The sequence below is a fragment of the Cyanobium sp. Candia 9D4 genome, from assembly GCF_024346155.1.
Taxonomy (GTDB): Bacteria; Cyanobacteriota; Cyanobacteriia; order PCC-6307; family Cyanobiaceae; genus Cyanobium; species Cyanobium minutissimum.
Window position 1 is genome coordinate 103169 of record NZ_JAGQCK010000002.1, and the last position, 18876, is coordinate 122044.

Annotated in this window: 16 protein-coding genes; 9 read left to right on the top strand and 7 right to left on the bottom strand. The window is 70.3% G+C overall.

Going from position 1 to position 18876, the window contains the following annotated elements; all coding sequences use genetic code 11:
* Positions 1–9: 9 nt before the first annotated feature.
* Genes uvrB through KBZ08_RS05085 form a run of 3 tightly spaced genes read right to left on the bottom strand, consistent with a single transcriptional unit; the run spans position 10 to position 3291 of the window.
* The gene (uvrB, locus tag KBZ08_RS05075; RefSeq protein WP_254971865.1) at positions 10–2019 is read right to left on the bottom strand and encodes an excinuclease ABC subunit UvrB; all 2010 of its coding nucleotides are present in this window, start codon (positions 2017–2019) and stop codon (positions 10–12) included.
* A gap of 51 nt (positions 2020–2070) precedes the next feature.
* Positions 2071–2493 carry a phage holin family protein gene (locus KBZ08_RS05080; RefSeq protein WP_106222095.1) on the bottom strand — a complete coding sequence of 141 codons (423 nt, stop codon included), beginning with the start codon at positions 2491–2493 and terminating at the stop codon, positions 2071–2073.
* 27 nt (positions 2494–2520) lie between these two features.
* Positions 2521–3291, bottom strand: a complete 771-nt coding sequence (locus KBZ08_RS05085) for a DUF561 domain-containing protein (RefSeq protein WP_254971868.1) — start codon at positions 3289–3291, stop codon at positions 2521–2523.
* Between the two features lie 23 nt (positions 3292–3314).
* Here KBZ08_RS05085 and tilS point away from each other — a divergent pair, with 23 nt between their 5' ends.
* Together tilS and KBZ08_RS05095 are read left to right on the top strand one after the other, a co-directional pair.
* Positions 3315–4361 carry a tRNA lysidine(34) synthetase TilS gene (tilS, locus tag KBZ08_RS05090; RefSeq protein WP_254971869.1) on the top strand — a complete coding sequence of 349 codons (1047 nt, stop codon included), beginning with the start codon at positions 3315–3317 and terminating at the stop codon, positions 4359–4361.
* Positions 4339–5094, top strand: coding sequence for a hypothetical protein (locus KBZ08_RS05095; protein ID WP_254971870.1), 756 nt, complete (start codon positions 4339–4341; stop codon positions 5092–5094). Before tilS ends, KBZ08_RS05095 begins: the two co-directional genes overlap by 23 nt.
* A 16-nt stretch (positions 5095–5110) precedes the next feature.
* On the opposite strand, the gene KBZ08_RS05100 is transcribed toward KBZ08_RS05095, so the two are convergent.
* The 3 genes from KBZ08_RS05100 to KBZ08_RS05110 all read right to left on the bottom strand — a co-directional run bounded on the left by KBZ08_RS05100 (position 5111) and on the right by KBZ08_RS05110 (position 9209).
* Entirely contained in the window at positions 5111–7123 is a 2013-nt protein-coding gene (locus KBZ08_RS05100) for a ribonuclease J (RefSeq protein ID WP_254971871.1), read from the bottom strand.
* Between the two features lie 77 nt (positions 7124–7200).
* Complete coding sequence (gene dapA, locus KBZ08_RS05105) at positions 7201–8130, bottom strand: 4-hydroxy-tetrahydrodipicolinate synthase (protein ID WP_106222103.1); 930 nt, start codon at positions 8128–8130, stop codon at positions 7201–7203.
* On the bottom strand, positions 8127–9209 hold the full coding sequence (locus KBZ08_RS05110; RefSeq protein WP_254971873.1) for an aspartate-semialdehyde dehydrogenase: 1083 nt from the start codon (positions 9207–9209) through the stop codon (positions 8127–8129). The genes dapA and KBZ08_RS05110 overlap by 4 nt, the downstream gene beginning before the upstream one ends.
* Positions 9210–9478: 269 nt before the next feature.
* Here KBZ08_RS05110 and tig point away from each other — a divergent pair, with 269 nt between their 5' ends.
* The 5 genes from tig (at position 9479) to KBZ08_RS05135 (ending at position 15042) form a co-directional block, all read left to right on the top strand.
* Positions 9479–10933 carry a trigger factor gene (tig, locus tag KBZ08_RS05115; protein WP_254971875.1) on the top strand — a complete coding sequence of 485 codons (1455 nt, stop codon included), beginning with the start codon at positions 9479–9481 and terminating at the stop codon, positions 10931–10933.
* Positions 10934–11074: 141 nt separating this feature from the next.
* On the top strand, positions 11075–11716 hold the full coding sequence (gene clpP / locus KBZ08_RS05120) for an ATP-dependent Clp endopeptidase proteolytic subunit ClpP (protein WP_106222299.1): 642 nt from the start codon (positions 11075–11077) through the stop codon (positions 11714–11716).
* A 143-nt stretch (positions 11717–11859) separates the two neighbouring features.
* Entirely contained in the window at positions 11860–13233 is a 1374-nt protein-coding gene (gene clpX / locus KBZ08_RS05125) for an ATP-dependent protease ATP-binding subunit ClpX (RefSeq protein ID WP_106222109.1), read from the top strand.
* A 9-nt stretch (positions 13234–13242) separates the two neighbouring features.
* A complete protein-coding gene (locus tag KBZ08_RS05130) occupies positions 13243–14265 on the top strand; it encodes a hypothetical protein (protein WP_254971879.1) in 1023 nt (340 codons plus the stop codon).
* A 39-nt stretch (positions 14266–14304) separates the two neighbouring features.
* On the top strand, positions 14305–15042 hold the full coding sequence (locus KBZ08_RS05135; protein WP_106222113.1) for a lecithin retinol acyltransferase family protein: 738 nt from the start codon (positions 14305–14307) through the stop codon (positions 15040–15042).
* On the opposite strand, the gene KBZ08_RS05140 is transcribed toward KBZ08_RS05135, so the two are convergent.
* Entirely contained in the window at positions 15033–15746 is a 714-nt protein-coding gene (locus KBZ08_RS05140) for a hypothetical protein (protein WP_254971881.1), read from the bottom strand. The genes KBZ08_RS05135 and KBZ08_RS05140 overlap by 10 nt on opposite strands.
* 192 nt (positions 15747–15938) lie before the next feature.
* On the opposite strand from KBZ08_RS05140, the gene KBZ08_RS05145 reads away from it, so the two are divergent.
* Both KBZ08_RS05145 and KBZ08_RS05150 read left to right on the top strand, forming a co-directional pair.
* On the top strand, positions 15939–16877 hold the full coding sequence (locus KBZ08_RS05145) for a hypothetical protein (protein WP_254971882.1): 939 nt from the start codon (positions 15939–15941) through the stop codon (positions 16875–16877).
* 65 nt (positions 16878–16942) lie between these two features.
* On the top strand, positions 16943–18862 hold the full coding sequence (locus tag KBZ08_RS05150; protein ID WP_254971883.1) for a DNA polymerase III subunit gamma/tau: 1920 nt from the start codon (positions 16943–16945) through the stop codon (positions 18860–18862).
* Positions 18863–18876: the final 14 nt, after the last annotated feature.

Here is an 18876-nt window from a genome sequence, read left to right on the forward strand (position 1 = left end):
GCGGGGGGCCTAGGCCGCGGGCCGTCCCACCAGCTTGTGGCGCAGGTTCTTGATCCGGTCCCGCAGGTTGGCCGCCTCCTCGAACTCCAGGCTCTTGGCCGCCGCCTTCATCTTCTCCTCCAGCTGGGTGATCAGCTCGGGCAGGGCATCAAGGGGCACCTCGTTCTGCTCGGCCTGCTCGGCGGCCACCTCCAGCTGGTCGTCGCTGAGCCGGCGGGACAGCTCCAGGAAGGAGAGGATGGAATTGCCCGCCCGCTTGCCGGCGGGGGTGGGGGTGATGCCATGGCGTTCGTTGTAGGCGTGCTGGATCACCCGACGGCGCTCGGTCTCGGAGATCGCCTTGGCCATCGAATCGGTGAGGTTGTCGGCGTAGAGGAGGGCCACCCCGTCGATGTGGCGCGCCGCCCGGCCGATGGTCTGGATCAGGGAGCGCTCCGCCCGCAGGAAGCCCTCCTTGTCGGCATCGAGGATCGCCACCAGGGACACTTCGGGCAGGTCGAGGCCCTCCCGCAGCAGGTTGACGCCCACGAGCACGTCGTAGGCCCCGTTGCGCAGATCCTGGATGATCTCGATCCGCTCGATCGAATGGATCTCCGAGTGCAGATAGCGCACCCGCACCCCGTTCTCGGCCAGGTAGTCGGTGAGGTCTTCGGCCATGCGCTTGGTGAGGGTGGTGACCAGCACCCGCTCCTGGCGATCGGCCCGCAGGCGGATCTCGCCGAGCAGGTCGTCCACCTGGCCCTCCGAGGGGCGCACCTCCACGATCGGGTCGAGGACGCCGGTGGGGCGGATCACCTGCTCCACCACCTGGCCCTTGCTCTGGGCCAGCTCCCAGGCCCCGGGGGTGGCCGAGACGAAGATGGTCTGGCGGGCCTTCTCCCAGAACTCGTCCCCCTTGAGGGGCCGGTTGTCGGCGGCGCTGGGCAGCCGGAAGCCGTGCTCGATCAGCACCTGCTTGCGGCTCTGGTCACCGTTGTACATGGCCTGGAGCTGGGAGCAGGTCACGTGGCTCTCATCCACCACCAGCAGCCAGTCGTCGGGGAAGTAGTCGATCAGGCACTCGGGCGGGGTGCCGGCCTGCCGGCCGGCCAGGTGCCGGGCGTAGTTCTCCACCCCGTTGCAGTAGCCCACCTGCTCCAGCATCTCCAGGTCGTAGGTGGTGCGCTGCTCGAGGCGCTGGGCCTCCAGCAGCCGCCCCTGGCCGTTGAGCACGTCCAGCCGTTCGCGCAGTTCGGCCCGGATCGCCTGAATCGCCCCCTGCAGCCGTTCCTTGGGGGTCACGAAGTGCTTGGCCGGGTAGATGTTGATCGACTCCAGGCTCTGGAGGATCTCGCCGGTGGTGGGATCGACGTAACGGATCGCCTCCACCTCGTCGCCGAACAGCTCGATCCGCACCAGCCGGTCTTCGTAGGCCGGACCGATCTCCAGCACATCGCCCCGCACCCGGAAGCGACCGCGGCTGATCTCGATGTCGTTGCGGGAATACTGGTTGTTGACCAGACCCCGCAGGGAGCCGCGCAGTTCGAGCTTGTCGCCCACCTCGAACTTCACAGCAGCCTTGAGGTATTCCGAGGGGATGCCGAGGCCGTAGATGCAGCTGATCGAGGCCACCACAATCACATCGCGCCGTTCGAACAGCGACCGGGTGGCAGAGTGCCGCAGCATGTCGATCTCTTCGTTGATCGAGGCGGTCTTGGCGATGTAGGTATCCGAGACGGGAACGTAGGCCTCGGGCTGGTAGTAGTCGTAGTAGGAGATGAAGTATTCGACGGCATTGTTGGGGAAGAACTCCCTCAGCTCGTTGCAGAGCTGGGCCGCCAGGGTCTTGTTGTGGGCGAGCACCAGCGTGGGGCGCCCCGTGCGGGCGATCACGTTGGCGATCGAGAAGGTCTTGCCGGTGCCGGTGGCACCGAGGAGGGTCTGGAAGCGTTCGCCCCCGTCGACGCCCTTCACCATCGCTTCGATGGCGGCGGGTTGGTCGCCCTTCGGTTCGTAGGGGGCGTGAAGCTGGAATGGCATCGGACCATTCTGGCGGTCACCCGAGGGGAACGCCCCGGCGGGGAAAACCGATCAGCCCACCCCGGAGGCCGCCGCCATCGCCCGGGTCAGGGGCACATCCAGACCCATCCAGCCCAGGACAAGGCTGCTCAGCACGCTGTAGGCCAGGGCCCCGAGGATGGCGCTGATCAGACCGTTCTGGAGACGGAACCCGTTGATCAGCCAGGCGGCCAGGCTGAACAGGATGATCGTGATCAGCCAGTTGAACAGGAACGACACCGGGCTGATCAGGCCCCCGAGCGAGGAGACGAACCAGACCGGTCCCAGCAGGAGCTTCAGGGGGAGCACCAGCAGGGTGCCCAGCAGGGCGATGACGATCGCCGACAGCAGGGCCGCCGAGAAGCTCGCCAGCTCCACCCCCAAGGGCAGTCGTGCCACCAGCAGCAGAATGAGGGCCCGGATCGGCCATTGCAGGAGCCAGGTCAACGAGCCCATGGGAAGCGGTGCCGCAACCCGATCAGCTTACCGAGTCTGTTCGTTTTGAACCATCGACGCCAGGGGCAGGGCCTCCCGCAGGGCACGCACCACGGCCACCATGGCGAGCTCATCGTCGAGGCGGTTGACGGCGGAGCCGACCCCGACGCCGGCGGCGCCGGCGGCCAGGGCCATCGGCACCGTGACGGCCGAGAGCCCGGAGGCGCACAGCACCGGAACGGCCACCGCCCGGCTGATGGCATGGGCCGCCGCCAGGGTCGGGGCGGCCTTCTCGATCAGGCCCAGGGCGCCGGGGCTGAGGGGACGGGCGCTGGTGCCGCCCTCGGTCTGGATCAGATCGGCGCCGGCGGCCACCAGCTCCACCGCCAGCCGCTCCTGCCCATCGAGGGGAAGGGTGTGGGGCACGGTGACCGAGAGGACCGTCTCCGGCAGCAGCGCCTTGGTGCGGCGGGTGAGCTCGAGCACTTCGGCGGCACCGAAGACCCGCCCCTGGGGATAGAAGCTGTCGTAGTTGCCGATCTCCACCATGGCGGCACCGGCCTCCACGGCCGCCGGGAACAGGAGCGGATCCACCGCCGAGACGCAGACCGGCAGCCCCGGAGCCAGCGCCACGGCCAGGCGCACCAGGGTGGGGTCACAGGCCAGATCCACCAGATCGGCGCCGCCGGCGGCGGCGGCCCGGACCACCCGCTGCACCCGGACCGCGTCGAAGTTGTCGAGGCCGGCGATGACCTTCAGCGCCCGCCCCTGACGGATCGCCTGCTGCAGGGCGGTGGGCAGGCTGGAGAGGCGGGTCATCGGCGGATGGAAAGACGCAGACGGTGATTCTCCCACCCGACCCAAGCCGGACGCCGCGCCCCTGGGGACGCGACCAGACGCGCCTGCACCGGCATCTGCTGCGGCGACCCACCCTGCTGCCGGCGGGGGGGTCGCTGCTGGTGGCCGTGTCCGGCGGCCAGGACTCCATGGCCCTGACCACCCTGCTGCTGGACCTCCAGCCCCTGCACGGCTGGCGGCTGCAGCTGTGGCACGGCGACCACGGCTGGCGCCAAGAATCGGCCCGCCAGGCCGCGGACCTGGCCCGGTGGGCCCGGAGTCAGGGACTGGACCTGAAGCTCGACCGGGCCGATCCGGCCCCCGGCAGCGAGGCCGCCGCCCGGGAGTGGCGCTACGGCTGCCTGGCCGCGGCGGCCCTCCAGGGGGGCTGCACCCATGTGGTGACGGGCCACACCGCCAGTGACCGGGCCGAGACCGTGCTGCTCAACCTGGCCCGCGGCAGCCACCTGCGCGGCCTGGCCAGCCTCGGGGCCAGCCGGCCCCTGGCCCCGGCCGCCGGCCCCCTGCGGCTGGCCCGGCCGCTGCTGATCTTCGACCGCAGCGACACCGGCCGGCTCTGCCGGGAGCGGGGCCTGCCCGTCTGGACGGACAGCAGCAACGGGGATCTGCGCTTCGCCCGCAACCGGCTGCGGGCCGACGTGATGCCGGTGCTGGAGGCCCTCCATCCCGGGGCCAGTCGGCGGATCAGCGCCCAGGCGGAACGTCTGGAGGCGCAGGCCGAGGCCGAGGCGGACCTGCTGGACCTGGCCCTGGAGGGCCTCCGGCAGGGCGAGTGCCCCGCCCGGCTGCCGCGCCGCCGCCTGGCCGGCCTGGCCCCGGCCAGCCAGCGACGGCTGCTGCACCACTGGCTGCGCCGGCACCTGGGGCGGGAGCCGGGATCGGGGAACCTCGAAACCCTGGTGGATCGGCTGGTCCGGGGGGGGGACACGGGCCGGCTGGATCTGCCCGGAGGATGGCAGCTGCACTGGGATCACAGCACACTGTGGGTCCGCTCACCCGACCCGCTCCATGGCCGAGACCAGCGCCAATGACGCCGCCCAGCGCTATGCGGTGATCGAGCAGGCCTACTCCAGGGAGAAGTGGGCCACGGTGCTGGCCGATGGGGCCGAACTGCTGCAACAGCTGCAGCCCTCGGACAATCCCCAGCTCACCGGGCTGAAGCTGCGGCTCCAGCTGCTGCTGGGTCATACCCAGCTCTACGGCTACGGGGACAAGGCCACGGCCGCAGGGTACTACGGGACGGTGGCGGAGCAGAGCGGCGAGGCTGCCCTCACCAGGATCGCCGAGCAGGGACTCAAGCAGTGCGCGATCGATGAGGCCGGCGCCACTCCGACCCCGGGGTCGGCCGTGGCGGACATCGGCACCCCCGGTCCGGAGTTCCTGGTCGCAGGGGCCGCAGGCTCGGCGTTCACCGCGCAGGCGGTCACCGGCCCGGCGGCCCCCTGGCTGACCACGGCGCCGGCGACAACCGCCCCGGCGGCAGCCGCCGCCCCAGCCACCGCCGCCGACCTGGAGCCGGCAACGGCGGGGGAGGAGGCTCCGGCGGGGTCGCCGGCCCCCACGCCGGCCGCTCCCTGGGCCGAGCCCTCGCTGATTCCGGAGGTGGTGGAGGAGCCCGAACTGATCGAGCTGCACCAGGCGGATCCGGCCCTGGCCGACGACGTGGAGCTCAGCTGGCAGGAATCCACCCGCGCCACGGCGGCGCCGGTGGACAAGGAGGACGAGGAGCTGCTCAGCGGCCTGATGCTGGTCAGGGTCCGCTGAGCCCACCCCCGGGCGATCAGCTCGCCGCGGCAGCCGAGCGGCGGCGACGAACGCGACCGGTGGGTTCCGGCTCCTCGACGGGGGCCTTGCTGGCGGCGGCCACCGGGGCCGGAGCTGCGGTGCTGGCCGTGGCCGCCGCCGGGGCGGCCGAAGCTGCAGCGGTCACCAGCTGGCGCTGGGGCACGGCGGCGGGCTGGCGCCCACCCCCATCCCGGCGGCCGCCGCGGGGCGCCGGACGGGTGTCCGGTTCGGCATCGGCCCGGCCCTTGTAGGCCGGGGTGCCGGCCGGCGCGGGCTGCACCAGGCAGATGATCAGCGGGTCCACCTGCAGCTCGCGGCGCAGGCGGCGCTGCAGGCCCACCTCCACCTCCCGCTGCACACCCACCCAGTCGACATCGGGGGCCTTGCCGCCGGTGTTGCGGGCCAGCTGGTTCCAGCGGTTCTCCAGCACCCAGGTGATCTCCCGCTCGGCCCAGACCGAGAGCTTGCGGGCATCGGCGGCCGTGACCACACCGCGCAGGTTCACCCGTGGCGGCGCCGCCATCACACCGTCGGTGGTGATGACCGCCAGCAGGGTGATGACGCCGTCCTCCGCCAGCTGCTGGCGCTCCTTGAGCACCCGGGCATCGACGATGCCGTTGCGGGAGGCGTCGAGCAGCTCGATGCCGGCCTTCACCGGCTCACCCTTGTGGATGGTGTCGGGGGTGAGCTCGACCACATCGCCGTTGTCGATGATCAGGATGTGATCGGCCGGGATGCCCATCGACTGGGCCGTCTTGGAATGGCAGACCAGCATGCGGTGCTCGCCGTGCACGGGCACGAAGAATTTCGGCTTGGCCAGCGCCAGCATCAGCTTGTGGTCCTCCTGGCAGCCGTGGCCGGAGACGTGGATGCCCTCGCCCTTGCCGTAGACCACCTTGGCGCCCATCATCATCAGCCGGTCGATGGTGTTCACCACCGAGATGGTGTTGCCGGGAATCGGGCTGGCGGAGAAGATGATCGTGTCGGTGGACTTCACCTGAACCTGGGGATGTTCGCCGCGGGAGATGCGGCTCAGGGCCGCCAGCGGTTCGCCCTGGCTGCCGGTCATCAGCAGCAGGGTTTCCCGGTCGGGCAGGTCGCGGATCTGCTTGATCGGCACGAACAGATCATCGGGGGCCCGCATGTAGCCGAGTTCGCGGGCCTTGGCGATCACGTTGAGCATGGAGCGGCCCAGCAGCCCCACCTTGCGGCCGTTCTTCATCGCCAGTTCCAGAATCATCGACACCCGATGAATCGAGCTGGCGAAGGTGGTGATGATCACCCGGCCTTCGGCCTGGCTGATGTGGCGATCCAGGTTCGGGAACACGGCCCGCTCCGGCGGGGTGAACCCGGGGATCTCGGCGTTGGTGGAATCGCTGAACAGGCACAGAACGCCCTGCTCGCCGTAATGGGCCAGGCGTTGCAGGTCGAAGGCCTCCCCGTCCACCGGGGTGTGGTCGAACTTGAAGTCACCAGTGAAGATGACCACGCCGACGGGGGTGGTGATGGCCAGCGTGAAGCTGTCGGCCATCGAGTGGGTGTTGCGGATGAACTCCACCTTGAAGTGCTGGCCCACATGCACCACATCCCGCGGACCCACCGTCTGGATGGTGGTGCGGTCGGTGACGCCCGCCTCCTCCATCTTCCCCTGCAGCATCGACATGGCCAGGCGGGGGCCGTAGATGATGGGGATGTTGAAGTTCTTGAGGTGGTGCGGGATGCCGCCGATGTGATCTTCGTGGCCGTGGGTGACCACCATGCCGCGGATGCGCTTCTGGTTCTCGCGCAGGTAGCTGGTGTCGGGCATCACCACGTTGACGCCATGCATGCCATCGCTGGGGAACGCGAGACCGGCATCGACGAGCATCAGCTCATCGCCGTATTCGAAGACGCAGGTGTTCTTGCCGATCTCGTGCAGGCCGCCCAGCGGAATGACACGCAGGCCCTGGTGCTTGGCTTTGGCGCCGTTGCCGGAGCGGACGATGGGATTGGAGTTCTGACTGGACATGTAGGGAAGGACTCAGGGGGGTGATGAAAGGAAACGTGGAGCGGAAGCGGAGGTGACTCTGGACATCAGCCTTGGCGTCAGGTGGGACGCAGGGCAGCCAGGATCGAGGAAAGGCGCTGTCGCACGGCGGTATCGGCGGAAAGCAGGGGAAGTCGGGGGGCACCCACCGGCCAGCCGCAGATCTCCAGGGCGGCTTTGACGGGGATGGGATTGGTGGTACAGAAGAGGGCCCTGCACAGGGGCAGCAGCTGCTGGTGCTCGTCGAGGGCGGTGGCGACGTCGCCGCTCAGGAAGGCCTGGAGCATGGCCCGGATCCTGGGGCCCACCAGATGGCTGGCCACGCTGACCACGCCCACCGCACCCACCGCCAGCATCGGCAGGGTGAGGGCATCGTCACCGCTGTAGATAGCCAGGCGATCGCCACAGAGCTCCCGCAGCCGGCTGACCTCTTCGGTGGTGCCGCTGGCGGCCTTGAAGCCCACCACGTTGGCCTCATCGAGCAGGCGGGCCGTGGTGTCCGGGGCCAGGCTGCAGCCGGTGCGACCGGGGATGTTGTACAGCATCAGGGGCAGCTCAGGAGCGGCCTGGGCCACGGCCCGGAAATGGGCTTCGAGGCCCTCCTGGGGCGGCTTGTTGTAGTAGGGCACCACCACCAGGGCACCGTCGGCACCGAGGGCGGCGGCCTCGCCGGTGGCTTCCACGGCTTCGGCGGTGCAGTTGCTGCCGCTGCCGGCCAGCAGGGTGGCGCGGCTGCCCACCGCCCCCTTCACGGCGGCGAAGAGCTCGTGCTGCTCCCGCCAGGTGAGGGTCGGGGACTCGCCGGTGGTGCCGCACAGCACGAGGCCATCGGAGCCGTGGCGGACCAGATGGTCCGCCAGCCGCGCCGCCAGCTCCAGATCGACGGCCCCGTCCGGCTGGAAGGGGGTCACCATGGCCGTGAGCACCCGCCCGAAGGGCGCCTCGGGGGAGGGGGCCGTGCTCGGCGCCGGCAGGGTGGCCGTGCTCAAGCGGCACCTCCGGCGGCGGCATCGGGCGCGGCGGGATCCCGCAGCAGTTCGGCGATCTGGATGGCGTTGAGGGCGGCACCCTTGCGGATCTGGTCACCGCAGAGCCAGAGCTCCAGGGCGCAGGGATCGCTGAGGTCCTGGCGGATGCGGCCCACGGCCACCGGATCCCGACCGGTGACGTCGGTGGGCATGGGGAAGCGATTGGTCTCGAAGTTCTCGATCAGCTCGACCCCGGGGGCGGCCGCCAGCAGCTCGCGGGCCTCCGCCACGGGGAAGGGCTCCTCGAACGCGATGTTGACGGCCTCGGAGTGGGCCCGCAGGACCGGCACCCGCACGCAGGTGGCCGTCAGGCGCAGTTCGGGCAGACCCATGATCTTGCGGGTCTCGTGGAGCATCTTGAGCTCCTCCTCGCAGTAGCCGTTCGGCTGCAGGGGCGAGTTGTGCAGGAAGAGGTTGAAGGCCAGCGAATGGGGCAGCACCGCGCTCACCGGCTCACCCCCCTCCAGCACCGTTCGGCTCAGGTCGCGCAGTTCCTCCATGGCCCGGGCCCCGGCGCCGCTGGCCGACTGGTAGGTGCTGACCACCACGCGGCGGAGCGGCCGCCGGGCCGCCAGGGGGGCCAGGGCCAGGGTCAGCAGGATGGTGGTGCAGTTGGGATTGGCGATGATCCCGCTGTGGGAGAAGGCGGCCTGGGGGTTGACCTCGGGCACCACCAGGGGCACGGCCGGATCCATCCGGAAGGCACTGGAGTTGTCGATCACCACCGCGCCGGCGGCCACGGCCACCGGCGCCCACTGCCGGGAGACCGAACCGCCGGCCGAGGCCAGCACCAGGTCGATGCCCTCGAAGGCGTCGGCGCCGACGGGCTGGACCTGCAGCCGCTCACCCTGCCAGTCCAGGCCCTGGCCCGCCGACCGCGGCGAGGCCAGCGGCCGCAGCTCCGCCACCGGAAAGCCCCGCTCCTGGAGAAGCACCAGGAGTTCCTGGCCCACGGCTCCGGTGGCGCCGAGGATGGCGATGCGCAACGGCCGTGAAGGCAGGTGGCGCGGAGGGGAGGGAAGGGTCGCTGAGACGGTCAACGGGGGGAAACGGGACAGGTGGCGGGGCGGGAGCGGGCCTGCTGACTGGAGACGGGGCCCGGAGGGAAACCCTGGGAAGGGATCGTGGAACGGATGGGGCTGGAGGCTCCGGGAACGGGAGACTGAGACAAAACCTCCAGCCTGGGGGCCGGACGGAACTCTTCAGTTGGAGATATGGGCGCGCCGGTGCGTCGATCGCACAATACGTGGCGGAGGCCCGGAACGGCCAGTTTCTAGGATGGGGGGCTGCCCCGAGCGAGCCCCGTTTCATGAGCCCTGCCGCCAGCACCGAAGCCAACCTCCGGGTGAGCACCTCCCCGCGCCCCGGAAGCCGTCTGGCGGTGGAGGTCGCCGTGCCTGCGGGGCGCAGCCAGAAGAGCTACGAGGCCGCCCTCGAGAAGCTGAGCCGCAGCGTCAAGCTGCCCGGCTTCCGCAAGGGACGGGTGCCCCGGCCGGTGCTCCTGCAGCAGATCGGCCCGCTGCGGATCCGCGCCACCGCCCTTGAGGACCTGGTCGATGCGGTCGTGCGGGAGGCGATGCAGCAGGAGGCCATCGAGGCCATCGGCCGGCCCGAACTCAGCGAAGCCTTCGAACGGGTTCTGGAGCGCTTCACGCCCGGGGAGGAGCTCACCATCACCCTGGAGATGGACGTGGAGCCCACCCCCATCCTGCGCAGCACCAAGGGCTTCAAGGCCGAGGCGGAGCCCGTCCCCTTCGACCCGGCCCGGGTCGACGAACTGATCGAGCAGTCGCGCCGCCAGCTGGCCACCCTGGTGCCGGTGGAGGACCGGCCCGCCGCCGAGGGTGACGTGGCCCAGATCGCCTTCCGCGGCACCTTCGTCGACACCGGCGAAGCCATCGAGGGCGGCAGCAGCGACGGGATGGAAGTGGAGCTGGAGGAGGGCCGCATGATCCCCGGCTTCGTGGCCGGCATCATCGGCATGGCCGTCGGGGACAGCCGCGACGTCTCCTGCCGCTTCCCCGACAGCTACCCCCAGGAGACGGCGGCGGGCCGGGAGGCCCTCTTCGCCATCACCCTGCTGGAACTGAAGACCCGGGAGCTGCCGGCCCTCGACGACGCCTTCGCCCAGCAGGCCAGCGACAAGCCGACCCTCGCCGAGCTGCGGGCCGACCTGGAGACGCGCCTGCGGGAGGACGCCGAGCGCCGCCATCGCGCCAACCGCCATGAGGCCCTGCTGGCGGTCCTGGTGGAGGAGCTGGAGGTGGAGCTGCCCGAGACCCTCATCCAGCAGGAGGTGCGCAACCTGATCGAACAGACCGCCGGTCAGATCTCCCAGCAGGGCATGGACGTCAAGAAGCTGTTCACCCCCGACCTGGTGCGCAGCCTCATGGACACCTCCCGGCCCGAGGCCGAGCAGCGGCTGCGGCGCAGCCTGGCGCTCAAGGCCCTGGCCGCGGCCGAGAAGATCGACGTAGCCGCCGCCGACCTGGAGGCCAGGCTGGCCGAGATTCGCAAGGGCCTGAGCGACAGTGCCGCCATCGACCCGGAGCGGCTGCGGCTGGCGGTGGCCGAGGACCTGCTGAAGGAGAAGCTGCTGGAGTGGCTCGAGGCCAACAGCACCATCACCGACAAGGCCCCGGCCGCGGACGAGCCCGAGGCGGCGCCGGCCACCAGCGAAGAGCCGCCGAAGCCGGCCAGGGCCGCCAAGGCGAAGAAGGCCGCCGCGGGAGCCGATGCCCGGGAGGACGACGCCCAGCCATAGATTGAGGCCACTCCCCCCGTCCGCCAGCGAAACCGCGTGATCGACGCCCGACCGCCCCTGATCCCCGACGGGCTGCCCGCCGCCCTGGCGGGCCCGTCGGGGGCTCGGCCCCACCCCGTGAACAACCTCTGGCAGGGGCCGATGCCCTGGAACGGCCTGGGGGACTGGATGCCCTCGGCGGCTCCGGGGGTGCTGCCCACCGTGGTGGAGCAATCGGGCCGCGGCGACCGGGCCTTCGACATCTATTCCCGGTTGCTGCGGGAGCGGATCATCTTCCTCGGCACCGGCATCGATGACCAGGTCGCCGATTCCCTGGTGGCCCAGCTGCTCTTCCTGGAGGCCGAGGACCCCGAGAAGGACATCCAGATCTACATCAACTCCCCGGGCGGATCGGTGACCTCCGGCCTGGCCATCTACGACACCATGCAGCAGGTGGCGCCGGACGTGGTCACGATCTGCTACGGGCTGGCCGCCAGCATGGGGGCCTTCCTGCTCACCGGCGGGGCGCCCGGCAAGCGGATGGCCCTCCCCAATGCCCGGATCATGATCCACCAGCCCCTGGGGGGCGCCCAGGGCCAGGCGGTGGACATCGAGATCCAGGCCCGGGAGATCCTGTTCCTCAAGGACACCCTCAACGGCCTGATGGCGGAACACACCGGCCAGCCGCTGGACAAGATCGCTGAAGATACGGACAGGGACTACTTCCTTTCCCCGGCGGAGGCGGTTGAATACGGACTCATCGACCGGGTGGTCGATGACGCCCCAGCCCCCGTCGTCCCTTAGCGCCTCTGGCCAGGACGTCACCGATCACCGCTCCGAACTTCAGGAACGACTGACAAATCGACGGCTGGGGTCGATCCTGGGGGCAGGTCCTGCCTGCCGCCACTCCCAGGGCGACCACCGCCGCTCCCGCCGCCTCCTTGCCGATGGCCAAGTTCGACGCCCATCTGAAGTGCTCCTTCTGCGGCAAGTCCCAGGAACAGGTGCGCAAGCTGATCGCCGGGCCTGGCGTCTACATCTGCGACGAGTGCATCGATCTCTGCAACGAGATCCTCGACGAGGAACTGGTCGAGCACCACGGCCATGGCCCTCCGGGCCGGCCCATGGCCGATGGGGGCCGCAAGGCCCCGGCCAAGAAATCGGCCCGGCCCGCCCCCACCCTGGCCACCATCCCCAGGCCCCAGGAGATCAAGAGCTTCCTCGACCAGCAGGTGGTGGGCCAGGAGGAGGCCAAGAAGGTGCTGGCCGTGGCTGTCTACAACCACTACAAGCGGCTCGCCTGGCAGGGGGACGGCAAGGGCGAGACGGACCAGACGGCCACCCGCCTGCACAAGTCGAACATCCTCCTGATCGGCCCCACCGGCTGCGGCAAGACCCTCCTGGCCCAGTCCCTGGCGGAGATGCTGGATGTGCCCTTCGCGGTGGCCGATGCCACCACCCTCACCGAGGCGGGCTACGTGGGCGAGGACGTGGAGAACATCCTGCTGCGCCTGCTGCAGAAGGCTGATCTGGACGTCGAACAGGCCCAGCGGGGCATCATCTACATCGACGAGATCGACAAGATCGCCCGCAAGAGCGAGAACCCCTCGATCACCCGCGACGTCTCCGGTGAGGGGGTGCAGCAGGCCCTGCTGAAGATGCTCGAGGGCACCGTCGCCAACGTGCCCCCCCAGGGCGGCCGCAAGCACCCCTACCAGGACTGCATCCAGATCGACACCAGCCAGGTGCTGTTCATCTGCGGCGGCGCCTTCGTGGGACTGGAGGACCTGGTCCAGAAGCGGATGGGCCGCAACGCGATCGGCTTCCTGCCGGCCGATGGACGCAGCCGGGTGCGCGCCGGCAAGGAGAAACAGTCCAGCGAAGTGATGCGCCATCTCGAACCGGAGGATCTGGTGCGCTACGGCCTGATTCCCGAGTTCATCGGCCGGCTGCCGGTGAGCGCGGTGCTCGAACCCCTCGACACCAGCGCCCTGGAGGCGATCCTCACCGAACCGCGGGACGCCCTGGTGAAACAGTTCCAGACGCTGCTGAGCATGGACAACGTGCGGCTCGAGTTCGAACCGGGGGCCGTCGAGGCCATCGCCGCCGAAGCCCACCGCCGCAAGACCGGAGCCCGGGCCCTGCGGGGCATCGTCGAGGAGCTGATGCTCGACGTGATGTACGACCTGCCCTCCCGCCGCGATGTGCAGACCTTCACCATCACCCGGGAGCTGGTGGAGCAGCGCAGCAAGGCCAAGGTGCTGCCGATCAGCGCCGCCGCCGACCTCGACGGCCACCGGGGCGAACAGGCCACGGCCTGACACGGGGGCGTGCTCAATCAGGCGGTCTACCTCCTCACGGTGGGCGAAGGGTCGGAGGTCTACGCCGATAGGGCGCTGGTCTCGATTCTGTCGCTGAAGATCACCAACCCCTCCCTCCCCGTCCGCCTGGTCTGTGACAGCGAGAGCTCACGGCGACTTCAGGAGAGCGGCCATCGCCTGCCGGGGCTCTGCGACAGCCTCGAGGCGGTGGAGACGCCGGAGGGATCGCTGGTTTACCGCCATCGCTGGATCAAGACCCAGCTGCCCCGCTTCCTCGGTGGAGGCGGCATCCACCTCGACGCCGACACCCTCGTCCGGGGCTCCCTCACGGCCCTGCCCCAGGGCGACTGGGACTTTGCTGCCGTTCCCGACTACAACCGCTGGGACATGGCCGAGCATCTCCGGACCCTCCCCCATGTGATCCAGGCCCTGGAGCTGGGCTGGCCGCTGGACCTGACGCGGTACTTCAACAGCGGCGTCTTCTGCTGGAAGGACACCCCCGCCGTCCATGCCTTCTTTGCCGCCTGGCATCGGCTCTGGCAGGAGGGGGTGCGGGGCGGGGGGCTGCTGCAGGATCAGCCCTCCTTCAACACCACCCTGCAACGCGGCCTGGTGAGCCAGGCCACGCTGCCGAACGCCTTCAACACCATGGTCCTGCCGGCCTGGGACCTTTCTCCGGAGGCCGTGGTCTGGCATTTCTGGTCGGCGGGGGGCTGGAAGGGCCACTCCTTCGCCCAGCTGGTGGAGCAGGCGAAGCGCCTGGGCACGGAGCGGCTGACGGCGAACGTGCGGCGGGCGATCCGCTTTTCGAGGCCATGGCCGAACTCCGGCCGCGGTCTGGCCCGCCTGCTCGACTGGCGCGGCCACCGCTACGGCGGCTACCGGACGGCGGAGCGGCTCTGGCTCTCCGGGCAGCGGCGGGCCACCCTCCTCCACCTCCTCAGGCGCGTGCAGGGAGCCGCCAAGCGCAGCGGCCCACCCGGGCGAGCGGCTATCCCCACTCCCGGAGGGAATCCCCGGCCGCACCGGTGACGCGATGCTGAGCGGAGTCCCCCTGTTCCGCCCCACGCCTTGGCCGCCGCCGACCACCTGCAGGCCCCCCGCCAGCACGGCCTGTTCCTGCACCACGGCATCGACCTGGGGGACGGCACCGTGGCCCACTACCTGGAGGGCCGGGAAATCCTGCGCAGCCCCCTGCAGGAGTTCAGCCGCGGGGAGTCCGTCAGCGCCGTGACCTATCCGGAGGGGGCCTGCTCGCCGGTGGGGGTGACCCTGCGGCGGGCCATGGGCCGCATCGGGGAGCAGCGCTACAACCTGCTGTTCAACAACTGCGAGCATTTCGCCCACTGGTGCAAGACCGGTCGGCATCGCAGCGCCCAGGTGGAGGACTGGCTGCACACCGGCAGCCTCGGCGCCCTGGCCCTGGGCCAGTTCGTGCCGGCCGCCCTGCTCACCGGGGCGCGGGTGCTGCTGCGCCAGGGCCAGTCCCTCGCCGAGACCCTGGCCAGCGGCCTCGATCCCGAGCAGCTGGCCCGGGGTCGGGAGCTGGCCCGCCGCAGCCTGGAGCAGCTCGATGGCCTGCGGCAGCGACTGCAGGAGCGTCTGGAGGAGGAGCTGGCCCGGGCCGAACGGCGCTGGGGCGAAGGGGATCGGGATGGCAGCCTCGCCACCGGCAGCGACCCCTACGAGCGGCTGCGCCTGGCGGGGCAGAGCCTGGCCGACCAGCTGGCGGCGGTGGAGGAGATGGAGGACCGGCTGCAGCGCCTGCTGGAGCCGGGGGTGCCTGCCGAGGGCCCGGATCAGTCGTAACCCAGCGTCGCGAAATCCACCGCCCACAGCTGCCTCACGCGCGCCTCGGCCTCCGGCTCGAAGGCCTCGCCGGGCGGCAGGTGATCGGTGGCGTTCAGGTGCGGCAGGGTCAGCTGGCAGCCGAGGCGGCGGCTGACGCTCTCGAAGTCGGCCGCGAGGGTTTCGAAGCGGCCGATAAAGTCCACGATCACTTCGCCGTCGGGACTGCAGACGTAGGAGGTCTGGAACAGGGTCGGGGCCATCGGCAGTCCCCGATAGCGGTGCAGCTGGCCGTGGAGAAGGTTGACGTCCTCCAGCGTGAAGCGTCTACGGGCGACGGGCGGAGGCGGCTGGGCCGGGAGCGGGGTCGCCGGGCGATCGACCCGCCGGCCCGCCAGGCGCCGCAGCACCGACCTGGCCCTCCCGGGGGGCTCCACCGCCGGGGGCGAACCGCAGCGCGGCGCCAGGTTGTAGGCGAACTGGGAGGTGAACCAGTCGAGGGGATGGCGCACGAAGACGAACTTGAAGCAGGACTCCCAGACAGGGCCGGGCAGCAGGGCGCGCAGAACTGCCGGCGGCATGTGCTTGTTGGCCCAGAGACCCGGCAGACCGGTGTTGAGCCCATCCACATCACCGTAGGGGCCCAACTGATTCTCGATGGATGTTGTTCCGGTCTTGCCGTTGGAGATGAAGATGAACTTCTTTTCCAGGGAAATGATCGCCACCGGGAAAGACTCTGTCGGCCAAATGTCTCCGCCACCCTACAGGATCGGCCCGGTTCCGTCGGCCCTTTCTGTCGGCACCCATGGCAACGCCCCCGGCACAGAACGGTGGCCGCCAAAGTGAGAACACCCCCATGGATGCGGCCCGATTGCGAATGCGATGTAGGATCAAAGAAGGACCATCCTTTCGGATGCGTGAAGAATCTCATCATCACCTCTTCCTTCGGTTATCACCCTGTCCAGCTGATCCCGTTCCTGGAGTCAGCACAGCGGGCCTGCAAGGAAGCCGAGGTGACGATCATCACCTCACCGTCCGATGCGGTGCGCTACGCCATCCTCAACGAGCGCTATCCCAACCTCCGTTTCTTCCAGATCCCCGAAAGGAAGCGATCACGCCGGCCGGCAGAGAACGGAACGCCAAGCCAGGTCCGGCAACGTCTGAAGAAGGCCAAGCTCATCGCCCTGCTGCTGCTCAAGAGCAAGCTCGGCCTGCGGCCGATCATCCGCCACGACCGGCCGTCCGTTCTCGGCCTCAGCCTGCTCAACGTCCATGTCTGCCTGCGGCGTTACTTCGCCGCCCGGGACCTGCTGGCTGAGCGCGACAACGGGGACATGGGCTCCGTCCTGCTGGCCGATGTGCGTGATGTGATCTTTCAATCCGACCCGTTTGCCCATGTGGGTTCCGGTCGCTACACGGGGGACGAGATCCTCAAGGTCAGGGACTGCCACTCCAACGCGGTCTGGATCAAGGCGGCCTACGGCGAGGAGATCTTCCAGCAGCTCGCCGACAGGGTCTCCGTCTGCTCGGGGGTTTCGATCGGCACCATCGGGTCGATGCGGGAGTATCTCGACGCCTTCTGCCGGGAAACCATCCGGGTGATGCAGGACAAATGCCTCGACACCCTGCCGGTCTGGGATCAGGCCTTTCACATCAAGATGCTTCTCCTCGACGGCTTCCCCTTCCAGACGGTGCCGTGGAACGGCTTCGTCGCCACCGTCGCCCAGGCGGGGGGGGAGCACCTGCGGGTCAATGGCGACGGGCTCGTGGAGGTGGATGGTCGGGTCCCGGCGATCCTGCATCAGTACGACCGACATCCGCCGATCCAGGAGCACATCCACGCCACCTACCGCTGAGCAGCCCCGCCGATCCGCCCGAAGGCGGTCCGCCTTAGGCTCCCTGTCCGGTCAGGGCAGGGTGCATGGTCCAGGCCTACGAGCCCCTTCATCACAAGTACCGGCCCCAGCGCTTTGACCAGCTGGTGGGCCAGAAGGCGGTGGCCGACACCCTCAGCCAGGCCCTGCTCCAGAACCGGATCGCCCCCGCCTACCTGTTCAGCGGGCCCCGCGGCACGGGCAAGACCTCCAGCGCCCGAATCCTGGCTCGCTCGCTCAACTGTCTGGCCAGCCCGGGCCCGACCCCGGAGCCCTGCGGGCGCTGTCAGCTGTGCCTGGACATCGCCGCCGGCAACGCCCTTGATGTGATCGAGATCGACGCCGCCTCCAACACCGGCGTCGACAACATCCGGGAGCTGATCGAACGCTCCCGCTTCGCCCCGGTCCAGGCGCGCTGGAAGGTCTATGTGGTGGACGAGTGCCACATGCTCTCCACCGCCGCCTTCAACGCCCTGCTCAAGACCCTGGAGGAACCGCCGCCACGGGTGGTGTTCGTGCTGGCCACCACCGACCCCCAGCGGGTGCTGCCTACCATCCTGAGCCGCTGCCAGCGCTTCGATTTCCGCCGGATCCCCCTGGAGGCCCTGGTGGGGCATCTGGAGTGGATCGCCGCCGAGGAGTCCATCGGCATCACCCCGGAGGCCCTGCACCTGGTGGCCCAGCGCTCCCAGGGGGGTCTGCGGGACGCCGAGAGCCTGCTCGACCAGCTCAGCCTGCTGCCGGCGCCGATCGCCGCCGCCGCGGTGTGGGACCTGCTGGGCGCGGTGCCGGAAGTGGAACTGCTGCAGCTGGCCGAGGCCATGGCGGCGGCGGATCCCCTCCAGGTGGTGGAGGGCTGCCGGGAACTGCTGGACCGGGGGCGGGAACCGGCCGCCGTGCTGCAGGGGCTGGTCAGCCTGCTGCGGGATCTGCTGCTGGCGGGGGTGGCGCCCGACCGGCTGGAGCTCACGAGCGTGACACCCGAGCTGCGGCCGCGGCTGCCGGAGGTGGCGCGCCGGATCGGCAAGGCCCGCCTGCTGCGGTGGCAGTCCCAGCTCAAGGGCAGCGAACAGCTGCTGCGCCACAGCGTCCAGCCGCGGCTATGGCTGGAGGTGCTGCTGCTGGGCCTGCTCGCCGAACCGGCCGCCGTGGCCGCCGCACCCGCCGCCGCCCCGGCGGGACCGCAGCCGCCCGTCGAAGGCCAGCGGGTCAGCCGCAGCCCGGAGCCCGTGCCGGCCGCTTCCTCCCCACCACCGCCGGCACCCCCGGATCCGACCCCGGCCATGGCCCCGGCGGCCACCGCCGGGACCGTGCCGGCCGCTCCCCCACCGGATCCGGCGACCGCCCCGGAGGGACCGGCGCCCGCCGGCGAGGATCTGGCCGAACTGTGGCAGCAGATCCTCGCCGGGCTGGAACTCCCCTCCACCCGGATGCTGCTCTCCCAGCAGGCCCAGCTGCTGCGGCTGGATGAGCGGCGGGCGGTGGTGCGGGTGGCCGGAACCTGGATGGCCATGGTTCAGAGCCGCCTGCCCCTGCTGGAGAAAGCGGTGGCCAGCGCCCTGGGAAGCCCGCGCCAGCTGACCCTGGAGGCGGGGAGCGACGCCCCCGGCGCCCGGCCGACCAGCCCCCAGGCTCCACCGGCCCCGGCCCGCCCACCCGTGGCCTCCTCCGCCCGGCCCACCACAGCCACAGCCGCAGCCACGACCACAGCCAGCGTTGCTCCGGCCACCGCCGCTCCGGCCGCCGCCAGGCCCTCCACCCCCAGCCCCCCGGCGGCCGATCACCGGCCTGCCCCCCCGGCGACGCCGCCCCCGGCGGCCAGGGAACAGCCCGACGAACCCAGGGCCGCCACGGCGGCCGTGCCGGCGCCCATGCCCGCAGCCATCGATGCCCAGGCCACGCGTCTGGCCGAGTTCTTCAACGGTGAGGTGATCAGCGGCCTCAACGGCGATGCCGGACTGCTCTGATCACGAACGGCCGC